Genomic DNA, 14,074 nt, shown 5'->3' with positions numbered 1-14,074 from the left:
TGGTGTCCTATTATTCTGCTATTTTTTGAAAGTGATAGGCATAGGTGATGTAAGGAAAACTGATTTCGTCTTGTGGCTGTTTACCCGTGTACTGCAACACAATTTGTTCAAACTGATGTTTTAAATCCTGCTGTTGTTCGAGTGGCATTGCGGCAATAAAGCTGGTCGAAAGGAGACGTTTTGAGACCACTTGTTCTACTGTACCTGTTTGCTGCTGGGCAAATTGATGCAGGCTTTTGAGCTGAAATAAGTGTTGATGTTCAAAGACTTTTTTCCATAGCCCACTATGATAACGCGGGGTATCTTCTTCTAAAGGAGCGAGCCGTTCTGCCAGAGCATTGACCCAGTCGACTTGAGTGTCGCGTTGATTCCAGACCAAGCCCAAATGCCCTTGCGGTTTTAGGACACGGTGAATTTCCTTTAAACTGTCCAGATTGGCAAACCAGTGGAAGGCCTGCGCAGATAAAACCGCATCGATACTTTGCGATGGCAGGGGCATATGGTCACTAAAGGCTTGTAAAGTTTCCACCAGTGGGTAGGCTAGTTTGAGTTGAGCCAACATTTCGGTGACAGGTTCGATGGCAGTGAGCTGTCCACTATGCGGAATCAGATAAGGCAGAAACTTTCCTGTACCCGAGGCAAGATCAATCACATGTGAATTTGCGTTTAAATGCAGTTGCTCGGTGAGCCACGCATGGATCTCTTGTGGATAACTTGGACGTACTTGTTGATAAAGTTCAGCAGCTGCGCTAAACCCGTGTTGTGCTGCAGGATGGAGTAATTGTGTCATATTTTGCGCTTTTTTATCTGCTCTGCATCTATAAAATAACACATTTGGTTCGATGAAATCGCTTATGCTGTATGGAACGAACATGACCTCACTTTATAGGAATGAAATCTCTCAGCATGGACATGGCGAAACAAATTATTTTTGAAGACGAACAGATTCGTGTCATTTTTTTACAGGGTTCATCGGACGAACTTATTTTCTCTTTTGGCGACCTGATTACTCGTGCCAAGGGAACGTCGATCAATGCAGAAAAGTCGCTGGCGAAGTTTGGCTTCAATGTGGTTGGCATTATGCCAAAACAAAAGTCATGGTTTCCAGAGTCTTCGATGTTGGCCATGTTGGATGCAATTCGCGCTTGGATTGCGCCTTTTCAAACCCGTATTGCCTATGCGGGGTCAATGGGCGGTTATGCTGCGATTAAATACTCTAAACTGCTTGGTTTTAAGCGCGTAGTGGCCTTGGTGCCGCAGTATTCGATTGACCCTGAACAGGTGACGGATAACCGCTATAACATGTTCTATCAGCCTGAGCTGAACCATGACATGCAGGTACAGCCGAAGGATGTCTCGGCAGAGTGTGAATACATTGTTATTTATGACCCTTACTGCCCTGAAGACCGTGCGCATTATGAAAAATTACAAACGGTCGTACCGAATCTGAATACCCTGAACTTACCTTTTACAGGGCATGATGCGATTGCGGTTTTAGCCAGTTCAGATTTGTTACACGATTTTTTACGTCATGAGTTTGATGCGCCGTATTTTTATAAAAAAATTCGTGAAGTGAAAAAGAACAGTAAGTTTTACTACCGTAAAGTGATCGAAAACTTGTTGCCGCGTCATCGCTTTTCTTTGGGACGAATTCTGAAAAATAATGAGCTTGAGTTAGACGGTCAATTTTTTGATGCCAAGCTAAAACAAAGCATTATCCGCGAGTTACTCAGCAATCGACAAGTGAGCCAGACGGATCTGCTGAAATTGGGCATTCAGGTCAACTTGCCGCAAGAAAATAGCTGTCAGTTAATGGATAGTTTTGGACATGGTTTAGTGTTCAATATGATCAGTCAAAAGATTGAAAGCTATGCACCAGATGCCATTGCACTGAATCATAAGTTTCTGTTGCCGATTTTTGCCAAGGGTAATGGACTGGTACACATTTACTATAATGACATGCGCTATACCGTGGTAATGAATGACCGTCAGATTATGAAGTTGGTGCATGAACAAGCCGAATTGAGTGCTGGAATGCATCCATTGTTAATGAAAAAATACAGTGATTATTATTTGATTAGCTATAAGCAGTTTAACTTTAGCTGTGATGAATATGGTGGCTTTGATTTGGTCGAAGAGATTCCTGAAACATCGCAGTTTTTGGTGTCAAGCGATGCTGAATCAGATGTGTTCATGTGATTTATTCATATCGAGCTTTGGTCTAAGGCCAAGCGCTTGTTTTCCGTCCTATTTGGTTTAATATGAAAGTATTGTTTATCTTTTAAACAATACGAATAAAGATCAAATAGGGTGGAAGTAATGCAAAGACATTGGTCGGCTGTATTTATAACATTACTGTTTATTTCAACATCACAAAGCGTACTGGCACAAAGTTTAGACCCAGCCTATCTGACATTCGGTGGTGGCCTGATTCTCCTGCTGATCCTGACGTTTTATGTGATTAAACAGATCAGTATTTCTATTCGTATTCATCGTAATAAGCCCATTAAATAGCGGGCTTTTTTCTGTGTATAGCGGCTATTTTTAGGTGGTCAAGACAGTGTTGACGTTGAAAAATGGAGCTGAGTTGGTTTAAATAAGCGCTCTATCATTATGCAGAACAACTGGACGTGAGCAATGAAAGCCGTATTTTTAGATTATGCATCCTTAGATAAAAATGATTTGGACTTTCAAGCACTGCATGCTGTTTTTGATGAACTGATCCTTTACCCAAGTACCAATGCTAAGACGCTTGTCGCTCGTGTACAAGACGCAGATGTGATTATTAGCAATAAAGTAATGGTAGATGCCGATACCCTAAAACAATGCTCTCAGTTAAAGTTGATTTTAATCTCTGCCACTGGCACCAATAACATCGATTTGCAGCAAGCCAAAGCACAAGGTGTTGTGGTGTGTAATTGTCAGGGTTATGGTACGGCAGCAGTGGCACAGCACACTTTAATGTTGATGCTCAACCTTGCAACCTCATGCTTGCAATACGACCGCGCGGTGCAACAGGGCGAATGGAATAAAGCTTCGCAGTTTTGCCTACTGGACTATCCAATTATTGAACTTTCCGGTAAGACCTTGGGCATTTTAGGGTATGGGGAATTGGGGCAGGCAGTGGCTAAACTCGCTGAAGCCTTTGGCATGCGAGTTTTGGTGGGTAATTTGCCAAACCGTCCACATGCTGACTCAACACGAGTGAGCTTTGATGACTTGTTAGCGCAATCAGATTTTATCAGTCTGCATTGTCCATTAACCGATGACACGTGTGACCTGATTGATGCTCAAGCTTTCAAAAAAATGAAAAAAAGTGCCTTTTTAATTAATTGTGCACGGGGTGGAATTGTTAATGAAGCAGCCTTGGCAGACGCGTTAAAACAGGGTGAAATTGCAGGTGCTGCAACTGATGTATTGACCGTTGAGCCACCGAAAGAGGGCAATGTTTTATTAGATGCTGGTCTGCCGAATTTAATCATCACGCCACACAGCGCGTGGGGCAGTGTCGATGCACGTCAGCGCATGGTGCAGCAGTTGGTGGAAAATGCTCAAGCTTTTCAAGCTGGACAGCCAATCCGTCGGGTGAATTAAAGTAAATGATGACAACTAAAAAGCCCGTCAGATGATGGGCTTTTTAATTGTTGCTCTTTTTAAGTTCAGCTTTAATCGTGTTTTCTAAAGATTAGAAATTTAACAATTTTTAATAAATTTAGGATCGAAATATTGTTGCAGGTGAATTAACGCACGCTGTGTGTCGCTATTTTTAGGATTCATGAGCATAAAATAACTTTGTTGGCGTGCAAACGCTTGTGCCTTTCCCTCTTCAGCATAAAATCCCCCATTGGGATAGGTCCAATGTGTTTCAAATGCTCGTAGAGTTTTATTTTGATGAAAGTAAAAACTGCGTTTGCTTTGGAATGATTCACCATAAATTTCGAGTGTCAGCTTACAATGATCTTTAAGTTGATACAGCGAGGCTTCATTCCCTTCAGTCGATTTATATTCTTCATCCTCAATCATTTCAATAGATTGAAGCTTTCGCCCTTCAGCCTCATGACTGTACTGTGGCCATATTAGATGCTGTTGTAAAAGATTCAACGTTGCAGCGTGCTGTAGCTTAGGAATTTTAGAATAAGTAAATAACGCTACAAGTACTAAAAATATTCCAATAATGATACCAATGATTATTTTCATGAAAATTTTTATGATTATGTGGTTTTTATAGGTCGATGCTAGAGTCTAAGCTCAATAAATTCAAAAGTTTTTTTGTTTTTTTAGTCAAAAGCCCATCAACTGACGGGCTTTTTTGCTATTAAAGCTTAGTCACTTTAATTTCTTCTTCTGCTTGGGCAGGTGTAAAGGAAGATGGTGCTTGGGTAATTGTGGGTTCATTTACTGTTTGGGGGGCGACAGGCTGTGGAGATGAGACTGAAGGCACTTGAACCGCAGGAGCATCTACGGGTGCAGATGACGGTTGACTCAAGCTGCCTTGGTAAATGGGGGCAGGTTGATCCGTTTGACCAGTAATCACTTGCTTGGTTTCATGCAGCTTTTTATTCACATTTTGGGTAACTTGCTGTCCTGTTTCTTTGGCTTGTTCTGCGGTGTTGTTGGTGATGGTTTTTGCGCTGTCCAAGGCTTGGTGTGCAGAAGGGCGAATTTTTTGGATACCTTTTTCTGTTGCGGTACCGACTTTTTCCGCCGTGTTAATCACACCTTCTTGAGTTTTATAAGCCCAGACATGAAAGATATTGGGGTTTTTACCATAAGGCGTAATTGGCTTTTGAGCTTGCTGAGTGGTGGTTTCTGTTTGTGCCCATACACCTGCTGTTGTCATTAAAAGAGCGTAGAAGAGTGTCGTTTTCATCATGTTCATAGAGCAGTGTACCTCTTGGGCTATCGTGCATAAATCAGCGTTTTAGCATAAAGCCTCTTTGTGTGAATTTCATGTGCTTGGTTGTAAACAAGCTTAGTGTGCAAACGTATATAGCTAAAAAAAGAGCCCAGCATGTGGGCTCTCTCAACTCTGGAGGAGTTTAACTTTCTACTTCGCGCCAACAGCAGCATCGGTCGATGAACCGACTTTGGCTTTAGCAACAGGTGTATCTAGTTCCACTTGGGCTTGCCCATTTACGTCTGCACGTTTGGGTTGACCACTGACAGCCTGCTTAGTTTCCTGCCATTTTTGTTTGGTCGCTTGTTGGCCTTGTTTCGCTTTATCCGCTATATAGTGACCACTTTTTTTGGTGTTATGCTCAACAGAGTCTTTAACGTCACCAGCCTTATCTTTTACGACAGCAGATTTTTCAGCTGAAAATTCTTTGGTGTCTTGCCATTTTTCTTTGCTGAATGCTTTGGTTTTGTCGACACCATGCTCAACCGTTTCACCTGTCGCATGCGCGGCATGTTTGACATCATGTTTTAAGTTTTGCAATACGCTTGGTTGCGAGGTTTGAACTTGAACATTGGCCGATGTATTGGCTGTGGTATTTGCAAATAGGGAAGTGGAGGCTAAAAGTGCAGTGGTTAAAGCCGAAGCGGTGAGTGTCTTTGTTAAAACTTTCATCTTTGATTTTCTACCTCTTATGACAGAACCCGATGAGGAGTTCAGAACAGCAGTCATCATAGACAGAAATGAGCTTAAAAATAGCGTTTGATATGAAAGTCGCACAATGCGCCAACAGCGCATGAACAATGGGCTGAAAATTGTGTCATTCAGTTAATTCATTAAAATTATGTAAGTTTATGCGTGGTCGGTGTTTAAAATGTAACGAGTATGGAGACTGGTATTGAAGTAAAGGACACGAAGCGGAAGGCATTTGAGAGAAAGTCATCACTGATGTTGCACCAGTGATGACGATTTGCTTAGTTACATTGCGCTAAGGCTTCTTTTGCAAAGTGATTACGTAGTGCGAGGAAGTTTTTCTGTACTTCTGCATCGTGTAATTCAAATTTGGTTGCTGTGCTGGTGCCATCGAGTGCAAAGGTTGCTGAGCCACCTGTGATAAGGGTGTAGTCACGGAACGCCCACTGTTCTACGACTTTGCCTGCTTTGAGGTTGCCTGTAAATTCGATGACGCATTTGTCTTCAAATTTGGTCAGTTTTGCTTTGTTATTGGTTGTGTCTGGATAGACTTCAATGTCTTGGATTTCTTGTAATACACCCGCTGTCAACTGTGGAATCGTTGGTTGAGATGTACATGCTGTAATAGAAAGGGCAGCAAAAGTAGCGAAAAGTACAGTTTTTAATTTCATAAGGTTCGTTCTTGTTGCAAGTTGTTAGGTTGAGTATAGGGAATTGGGGAGGGGTTGGCTAGAGGATGGGAAAAGGTTGAAATATATTTCTAAATTGCCACTCTATAATTTGAAAAAAAGTAATAATTATAAGATTATACCTTTAATAATAAAATTGTAGGGTATTCCTGTGAAAGTAGAAAAGCTAGTACTTCAGAACTATAAGAGTTTTAAAGAGCGTACAACAGTAGCATTTAATGATGGATTGAATATCCTTGTTGGGGATAATGAAGCTGGAAAATCGACAATATTAGAAGCTATTCATTTATGCCTATCAGGAATATTAGATGGAAAATATTTGAAGCATGATTTTCATCAGTATTTATTTAATTATGAAATTGTGAATGAATATTTAACAAAGATTAAAACAGATAAAACTACAAAATTACCTGAGTTATTGATTGAAGTATATTTTCAATCTAATGACGAGTTGGCAGAGTTCGAGGGTTCTTTTAATTCCGATGCTAATTCTAAAGCTCAAGGTATTCGCTTCGAAATTAAGCTTGATGATACATATTCTGATTTATATCAAGATCTAATTCAATTACCCGATGAGCAAACATCTTTACCTATAGAATATTTTCATATTGATTGGCAATCTTTTGCAAGAAAGGCTGTGATTAGTAGGGTAATTCCTATTAAATCTGTGCTTATAGATTCATCTACTTCAAAAATTAAAAATGGTTCAGATATTTATTTATCAAAAATCATTAAAGACAACTTAAGTAAAACAGAGCAAATAGGACTTGCACAGTCTTATCGTAAATTAAAGCAAAATTTTAATGAAGATACTAATGTTGTTGATTTAAATTCAAAAATTACAACTGGTGCAGAAATTTCAGAAAAACAGTTATCAATTACGGTTGATCTTAGTTCAAATAACTCATGGGAAAGTCAACTAACAACAAATTTTAATAATGTGCCCTTTGACCAAATTGGAAAGGGGGAGCAATGTATAGTAAAAACAAATCTAGCATTGGCTCATTCACATGATAAAGCCAAAAATTTAATTTTAATAGAGGAACCTGAAAATCATCTTTCACATACAAAGCTGAATTCGTTAATAAATCAGATTAAAAATAAAAAGGAAGGCAAACAAATTATAGTTTCTACACATAGTAGTTTTGTAGCAAATAAATTGGGTTTAGAAAATTTGATTTTGATAGATAATAAGAGAACAAAATTTTTTACAGATTTACCCCCTGATACTTATAAATATTTTCAGAAATTGGCGGGTTATGAAACATTAAGGTTAATTTTAGCTAAAAAAGCAGTACTTGTTGAAGGACCATCAGATGAGTTGGTCTTTCAAAAAATTTATAGGCAAGAAAATGAAAATAAATTACCTATCGAGGATGGAGTTGATGTTATTAGTGTTCAAAGTTTGGCATTTAAAAGGTTTCTAGACATTGCTAATCTTTTGAATAAGAATGTTGCAGTTATTACTGATAATGATGGGGATTTTAATGTAAATATTACTCAAAAATATAACGAGTACTCAGGTTTAGCGCATATCCTTATTAGTGCTGATGATAGAAATGCACTGCATACTTTAGAACCACAATTTTTTGATGTTAATAAAGCGGATTTAGTTAAATTTAGGCAAGTAATTGGTTATCCGTCAACTTATACAACATCAGAAGAAATCATTAAGTATATGATAAATCAAAAAACAGATTGGGCATTAAAGCTCTTTGAATCTGATGAGGTTTTAGAGTATCCAACTTATATTAAAGCCGTAGTTGAATGGTGTAAATCATGAAAAAGTTGATGATTGCAGCAGCAGGTGCAGGTAAAACAACATTTTTAGTTACAGAAGCACTTAAGATACATGATAAGAAAGTATTAATCACAACATTTACTGATGAAAATGTTCGTGAAATTAAAAAGAAATTTATAGAAATAAATGGATTTATCCCAAACAATATTCACATTAAAGGGTGGTTCTCATTTCTTTTACAGGAGTGTTTAAAACCTTATCAATGTGTTCTGAACAATGATCTTTTTGGAAAAAAGATAGGGTTCAATTATTGGACTGATGGTCAATCTGGATTGAAATACGGCAGAGTAAAACTTGAAGTGCGACATAAACCACCTAATTAATTTAAAGGGTTTATGGAGTATATAAAATTGTCATACCATCATCTTAACTTTGAAGATCGTACTGCATTAATGCTTGAGTCAAGAAAAGAAGGCTTTTCAGCCAGAAAATTTGCTGAACTCATTAAAAGACATCCTAGTACGATCTATCGTGAGCTTAAAAGAAATAGCATCAATGACGTTTATCAAGCTCGATATGCTTCTGATAACACCTTCGCTAGACGTAGACGTGGTCACAGAAAACTCAAAATCGATTCAATCCTCTGGAAATTTATTGTTGAAGCGATCCGTTGTTTATGGTCTCCTCAGCAAATAGCAAAGCGTTTAAAGACATTTCCTGATTTGGATCAAACAATGAATGTAAGCCATACAACGATTTATTCAACGATACGAGCATTACCCAAGGGTGAGTTGAAAAAAGACTTATTATCCTGTCTGCGTCATGAAAATAAAAAGCGAAAAGCTAACGGTGAACCTAAAAAAGATTCTATATTACAGGATATTAAAACTATTCATGAGCGCCCAGCCGAAGTTCAAGAAAGAAAAATACCGGGTCATTGGGAAGCTGATTTAATTAAAGGTAAAGACAATAAAAGTTCGATAGCAACACTTATTGAACGAAATACACGGCTCTGTATCTTGGCAACATTACCTGATGCAAAGGCAGAATCAGTGCGCAAGGCTTTAACTGAAGCTCTGAAATATTTACCTGCAGAACTGCGTAAAACGTTGACCTATGACCGTGGACGCGAGATGTCAGAACATAAAATACTCGAAGAAGATTTAGGCATAGATGTATATTTCTGTGACCCACATTCACCTTGGCAAAAAGGCACATGCGAAAATATGAATGGTTTAATTAGGCAATATTTACCTAAAGGGATTGATTTAAATCAGGCAGATCAGCATTATTTAAATCAAGTTGCCATGTCACTGAATACTCGTCCTAGAAAGGCGTTAGATTGGCTTACACCATTAGAGAAATTTGCTCAGCTTGTTGATTATCATATGGCTTTTGAAACTGTCGCACCTCATGTTTGAATTCGCCTACTATTGGAAGGGACGACCTATTTATTGGGCAGAAAAGGATTTTTTAAATCATTTTTTTGATTCAAATTTATCAATATATTCAGATAAAATTTCTAAATTCATAGTTAGGATTTATGAAAAGGACAATCAGTTAATTTTTCAAAGATTGGCAAAAATCTATGGTTGTATTTTTATTGATGAAATCCAAGATTTAGCAGGGTATGATCTTGATATTGTCAAAAATATATATTTATCTATACAAAATGTAATTGCAGTTGGTGATCCTCGTCAAACTACATACAGTACCCATCATTCACAGAAATATGGAAAATATTCAAAAGGCAAGATTAAAAATTACTTCTTAGAGCATCTAAATGGTATTTGTGAAATTGATGAAGTGACATTATGTAAATCACATAGAAATGAGCCAATTATTTGCCACATATCATCTCAGTTATTTCCAGATTTTACCCCGTCTGAAAGTTGCGTATGTTGTAATGATTCACACATTGAACATTTAGGGATTTTTTATGTTCCTGAATCTAAAAAGTTAAGTTATTTAGAACAGTATAAACCTATTCAATTGAGATGGGACTCAAGAAATAAAAAAGTGGATTCTCAATATCCCTCAATGAATATTGGCTCAAGTAAGGGGCTTACTCTAGATAGAGTAATACTTTATCCGACTAGTCAAATGATTGAGTGGTTCCAAGATGAGACAAAAACTTTTGAGCAACAAACACAGTCGAAGTTTTATGTTGGACTTACTAGAGCTAAATATAGCTTAGGAATCCTTATTTCAGATAGAGATTTACGTAAGGTAAGACCTTTATTTCCTATATATAAATGATAAAAAAACCGCTCTAAAGCGGTTTCTTTATTTCAATCATTCAGCTTAATGCTGCAACACCGAAATATCCGCAACACTGGTAAACAAGTCTCGTAACTGAGCTAGTAAACGTAAACGGTTTGCTTTCAGTTCAGCATCATCTGCCATGACCATCACACCTTCAAAGAAAGCATCAATCGGCGCACGAAGTGCAGCTAATTTAGAAAGTGCAGCGGTGTAGTCTTTTGCAGCTAAAAGCGGTTGAACCACAGGCAGGATATTTTGAATCTCTGCATAAAGTGCTTTTTCAGCATCTTCAAGCAACTTAGATTCAACAATTACACCCGTAGGTGCAGCTTCTTTCGCCAAGATATTGGCAACACGCTTATTCGCAGCAGCCAAAGCAGCAGCTTCAGGCAAACTACGGAAATGATTCACCGCAGTCACACGCTTATCAAAATCAAGAGGTGATTTTGGTGAAAGCGCTTGAACCGCTTGAATCACATCAACTGCAACGCCTTGGTCTTCATACTTCGCACGATAACGACCTTCAAGGAATGCAACAGCATCCGCCAAAGTCTTGTTGTGGTCTTTCAATACATCGCCATAAGCAGCCAAAGCAAGCTTGATCAATTCTTCAATTGAAACATCAAGATTGTTTTCAGTCACTAAACGCAAAATACCAATCGCAGAACGACGTAAAGCAAACGGGTCTTTAGAACCTGTAGGCGCTTGACCAATACCGAAAATACCAGTCAACGTATCTAAACGATCAGCAAGGGCAATCGTCGTACCCGTTTTGGTTTTCGGTAGAACATCGCCAGCAAACTTAGGTAAATATTGCTCACCTAAAGCTTCCGCAACTTCATCATTCTCGCCTTCAATACGTGCATAGTAAGTGCCCGCAATCCCTTGAAGTTCAGGGAATTCGCCAACCAATTCAGAAGTTAAATCACACTTTGCAAGAAGTGCTGCTTTTTCAGCATCGGCAGGATTCGCACCTGTGATTGCAGATAAAGCCACAGCCAATTTAGCAATACGTTCAGATTTATTCCAAAGCGTACCTAACTGTGCTTGGAAAACCATATTGGCTAATTTTTCTTTACGAGATGCAAGCGGTTGCTTTTGATCTTGCAAGAAGAAGAATTCAGCATCAGACAAACGAGGGCGTACAACTTTCTCATTCCCTTCAATGATTTGAGTTGGATCTTTAGACTCAATATTTGAAACAGTAATGAAGTAAGGTTGAAGTTTATTGTCAGCATTTACTAAACAGAAATACTTTTGGTTGTCTTGCATGGTGGTGATCAAAGCTTCTTGAGGCACAGTAAGGAAGCGTTCTTCAAAGCTCGCACGAAGTGCAACTGGCCATTCAACCAATGCGGTTACTTCATCACGTAAATCAGCAGGAACGATGGCAATTGCATTCACTTCATCCGCAAGTGCTTTGACTTGTTGGTCGATGATGGCTTGGCGTTCTTCAAAATTTGCTACAACTTTTGCAGCACGAAGCGCATCTAAGTAAGCATCTGCATTGGCTAATGTAATCGCTTCAGGTGCATGGAAACGGTGACCATAAGTCACATTACCTGCTTTATGATCCTGAATCGTTGCATCAACAACATCATTATCTTTTAACAATACCACCCATTTTACAGGACGAACGAATTCAGTACGGCTTGCTGCAGAACGCATACGTTTTGCGATTGGAAGGTTATCCAAAGCAGTTTGTAAAATTTGTGGCAGTAAAACATCAAGGCTTTGACCTTGCACATCTTTTAGGTAGCATACTTTTTCAACTTTACCTGCTTGGAAAGTTGAAACTTGATCCGCAGTAATGCCTTGACCACGCATAAAGCCTTCAAGCGCTTTGGTTGGCTTACCTTCAGCATCATAAGCAGCTTGTACAGCAGGGCCGTCAAAACGTTTTTGAGTATCTGCTTGAGCACCATCTACATTGATAATTTTCAATGCCAAACGACGAGGCGCTGCATAGGCTTCGATAGAATCAAAAGCTAAACCTGCATCTTTTAAGCCTTTTTCTGTTTCAGCTTGCAATGCATCACGTAAAGTTTTTAAGCTTTTTGGTGGAAGTTCTTCACAGCCAAGTTCAAATAAAACTGTATGTTTAGACATTATTTGTTCTCCGCTGATTTTTCTGCTTGAGCCGCTTCTGCTTCAACCTGAGCTTTCAATTGAGCTAAAACTTCATCACGTAAATGTGGTTCTGCCATTGGGAAACCAAGCTTGGCACGAGCCGCCACATAGCTTTGTGCAATTGAACGTGCCAGAGTACGAACACGTAAAATATAGCGTTGACGCTCGGTTACAGAAATCGCACCACGTGCATCGAGTAAGTTAAAGCTGTGTGATGCTTTAATGACTTGTTCATAGGCAGGAAGTGGTAATTCTGCTTCAATTAAACGAGATGCTTCGGCTTCATAGAAGTCAAATAATTCAAACATTTTGTCGACTAGTGCGTATTCAAAGTTATAGGTTGATTGCTCAACTTCGTTTTGATGGAATACATCACCATAAGTCACTGTACCAAACTGACCTTTGGTCCAAACAAGATCGTAAACAGAATCGACACCTTGTAAGTACATTGCCAAACGTTCAAGACCGTAAGTGATTTCACCTGTTACTGGGTAACATTCAACACCACCGACTTGTTGGAAGTAAGTAAACTGAGTCACTTCCATACCGTTGAGCCAAACTTCCCAACCTAAGCCCCAAGCGCCGAGTGTTGGCGATTCCCAGTTGTCTTCTACGAAACGAATATCGTGAGTGAGGGTATCAATACCAATGGCTTTTAACGAGTCTAGGTAAAGCTGTTGGATATTATCTGGGTTTGGTTTTAGTACCACTTGGAATTGGTAATAGTGTTGCAAACGGTTTGGGTTTTCACCATAACGACCGTCTTTAGGACGACGTGAGGGTTGAACGTATGCTGCGTTCCAAGTTTCAGGCCCAAGTGCGCGTAAGAATGTTGCAGTGTGGAATGTCCCTGCACCCATTTCCATATCGTAAGGTTGTAAAATGACACAACCTTGTTCAGCCCAGTAGTTTTGTAAGGCAAGAATTAAGCCTTGGAATGTATCAATATGCGATATGGCGCGACTCATGCAGCATCCATTATAAATATAAGAAAAAATTGGTTCTAAGTATAAGGATTTTGCGAGTGAGTGGCAAAGGGTTCAGCAGGATTCATTCATTTAAAAATTTAACTGTGGTGGTTGCGTGAGAGAAGTCAGATAGCACGATTTTTGTATGTTGAAAAAGATTGAGCTGCGTGTATTACATAGACCGTCTTTTCTCTGGTTTGAGCCAAATTGCCCGAGTTTGCTATATTAAATTTCTGCACAATAAAACCAAGAGCACCCTCATGCCAAAATTTTATCATCAGATCCTTGTTCTGCTGGCTACGTTCAGTGGAGCGGTTCACGCACAGCAGCAAGAGGCCGAGCTGGATGTTTATAATCAATGTGTCGAGCAAACCATTCAAGAGCAGCAACTGGCAGGGATTAACAATAGCGTGGTACAAATTTGTGCGGATCAAGCCAAACAGGGCTACGAAAAGCAAATTGTGGCATTACTCGATCAAATACGGGTGCAAAGTGCCGAATGGCAGCAGCCTGAACGTTATCAAGCCATTTTGAAATCACAACGCTTGTGGAAAGCCTATGTTGAGCAAGAGTGTGATAATGCAGGCCAGTATGTTGGATCGCCTATGTATGCTTTTTGTCCTATGCAGCAGTGTGCTGAACGGGTTGTACAGTTACAGCAATACGTTCACTAAAGAATTCAGTAGAATTACTC

15 protein-coding genes are annotated in these 14,074 nt (G+C 39.2%); 8 read left to right on the top strand and 7 right to left on the bottom strand.

The annotated features are described in order from the left end of the window. Window positions 1-10: 10 nt before the first annotated feature. Window positions 11-790, bottom strand: coding sequence for a class I SAM-dependent methyltransferase (locus ACSC9N_RS15200; RefSeq protein ID WP_279699481.1), 780 nt, complete (start codon window positions 788-790; stop codon window positions 11-13). 122 nt (window positions 791-912) lie between these two features. Between ACSC9N_RS15200 and ACSC9N_RS15195 the strand changes: the two genes are divergently transcribed. The 3 genes from ACSC9N_RS15195 to ACSC9N_RS15185 all read left to right on the top strand — a co-directional run bounded on the left by ACSC9N_RS15195 (window position 913) and on the right by ACSC9N_RS15185 (window position 3,594). After that, a complete protein-coding gene (locus ACSC9N_RS15195) occupies window positions 913-2,199 on the top strand; it encodes a hypothetical protein (RefSeq protein ID WP_439036090.1) in 1,287 nt (428 codons plus the stop codon). 120 nt (window positions 2,200-2,319) lie between these two features. Further along, the gene (locus ACSC9N_RS15190; RefSeq protein ID WP_078425266.1) at window positions 2,320-2,514 is read left to right on the top strand and encodes a hypothetical protein; all 195 of its coding nucleotides are present in this window, start codon (window positions 2,320-2,322) and stop codon (window positions 2,512-2,514) included. A gap of 123 nt (window positions 2,515-2,637) precedes the next feature. Then, a complete protein-coding gene (locus tag ACSC9N_RS15185; protein WP_439036089.1) occupies window positions 2,638-3,594 on the top strand; it encodes a 2-hydroxyacid dehydrogenase in 957 nt (318 codons plus the stop codon). A gap of 99 nt (window positions 3,595-3,693) precedes the next feature. On the opposite strand, the gene ACSC9N_RS15180 is transcribed toward ACSC9N_RS15185, so the two are convergent. From ACSC9N_RS15180 to ACSC9N_RS15165, 4 genes are all read right to left on the bottom strand, one after another. Beyond that, window positions 3,694-4,197, bottom strand: a complete 504-nt coding sequence (locus ACSC9N_RS15180) for a hypothetical protein (protein ID WP_004692604.1) — start codon at window positions 4,195-4,197, stop codon at window positions 3,694-3,696. 118 nt (window positions 4,198-4,315) lie between these two features. After that, window positions 4,316-4,879 carry a hypothetical protein gene (locus ACSC9N_RS15175; RefSeq protein WP_439036088.1) on the bottom strand — a complete coding sequence of 188 codons (564 nt, stop codon included), beginning with the start codon at window positions 4,877-4,879 and terminating at the stop codon, window positions 4,316-4,318. Between the two features lie 168 nt (window positions 4,880-5,047). Then, a complete protein-coding gene (locus ACSC9N_RS15170) occupies window positions 5,048-5,569 on the bottom strand; it encodes a hypothetical protein (protein WP_148826826.1) in 522 nt (173 codons plus the stop codon). A gap of 299 nt (window positions 5,570-5,868) precedes the next feature. Further along, the gene (locus tag ACSC9N_RS15165) at window positions 5,869-6,258 is read right to left on the bottom strand and encodes a hypothetical protein (protein ID WP_004692600.1); all 390 of its coding nucleotides are present in this window, start codon (window positions 6,256-6,258) and stop codon (window positions 5,869-5,871) included. Between the two features lie 169 nt (window positions 6,259-6,427). Between ACSC9N_RS15165 and ACSC9N_RS15160 the strand changes: the two genes are divergently transcribed. The 4 genes from ACSC9N_RS15160 to ACSC9N_RS15145 are packed head-to-tail and all read left to right on the top strand — an operon-like array spanning window position 6,428 to window position 10,276. Further along, window positions 6,428-8,059 (top strand): ATP-dependent nuclease, encoded by a 1,632-nt coding sequence (locus tag ACSC9N_RS15160; protein ID WP_439036087.1) that lies wholly within the window; start codon window positions 6,428-6,430, stop codon window positions 8,057-8,059. Next, window positions 8,056-8,400, top strand: a complete 345-nt coding sequence (locus ACSC9N_RS15155; protein WP_439036086.1) for a UvrD-helicase domain-containing protein — start codon at window positions 8,056-8,058, stop codon at window positions 8,398-8,400. Before ACSC9N_RS15160 ends, ACSC9N_RS15155 begins: the two co-directional genes overlap by 4 nt. A gap of 12 nt (window positions 8,401-8,412) precedes the next feature. Continuing rightward, window positions 8,413-9,438, top strand: coding sequence for an IS30-like element ISAba125 family transposase (locus ACSC9N_RS15150; protein WP_004994718.1), 1,026 nt, complete (start codon window positions 8,413-8,415; stop codon window positions 9,436-9,438). Beyond that, window positions 9,431-10,276: a UvrD-helicase domain-containing protein gene (locus ACSC9N_RS15145; RefSeq protein ID WP_439036085.1), complete on the top strand. Its 846-nt coding sequence runs from the start codon at window positions 9,431-9,433 to the stop codon at window positions 10,274-10,276. Before ACSC9N_RS15150 ends, ACSC9N_RS15145 begins: the two co-directional genes overlap by 8 nt. A gap of 45 nt (window positions 10,277-10,321) precedes the next feature. Here the strand turns inward: ACSC9N_RS15145 and glyS are convergent, their stop codons facing one another. Together glyS and glyQ are read right to left on the bottom strand one after the other, a co-directional pair. After that, window positions 10,322-12,391: a glycine--tRNA ligase subunit beta gene (glyS, locus tag ACSC9N_RS15140; RefSeq protein ID WP_439036084.1), complete on the bottom strand. Its 2,070-nt coding sequence runs from the start codon at window positions 12,389-12,391 to the stop codon at window positions 10,322-10,324. Continuing rightward, the gene (gene glyQ, locus ACSC9N_RS15135) at window positions 12,391-13,380 is read right to left on the bottom strand and encodes a glycine--tRNA ligase subunit alpha (RefSeq protein ID WP_439036083.1); all 990 of its coding nucleotides are present in this window, start codon (window positions 13,378-13,380) and stop codon (window positions 12,391-12,393) included. Before glyQ ends, glyS begins: the two co-directional genes overlap by 1 nt. 260 nt (window positions 13,381-13,640) lie before the next feature. Between glyQ and ACSC9N_RS15130 the strand changes: the two genes are divergently transcribed. Beyond that, the gene (locus ACSC9N_RS15130; RefSeq protein WP_010325818.1) at window positions 13,641-14,054 is read left to right on the top strand and encodes a lysozyme inhibitor LprI family protein; all 414 of its coding nucleotides are present in this window, start codon (window positions 13,641-13,643) and stop codon (window positions 14,052-14,054) included. Window positions 14,055-14,074: the final 20 nt, after the last annotated feature.

Origin of the sequence: Acinetobacter sp. PC34 (genome assembly GCF_051789135.1) — a bacterium.
In the GTDB taxonomy this organism is placed as follows: domain Bacteria; phylum Pseudomonadota; class Gammaproteobacteria; order Pseudomonadales; family Moraxellaceae; genus Acinetobacter; species Acinetobacter johnsonii.
The sequence above is the reverse complement of the archived record's forward strand: the minus strand, read 5'-3'. Positions and strand labels throughout refer to the sequence as shown.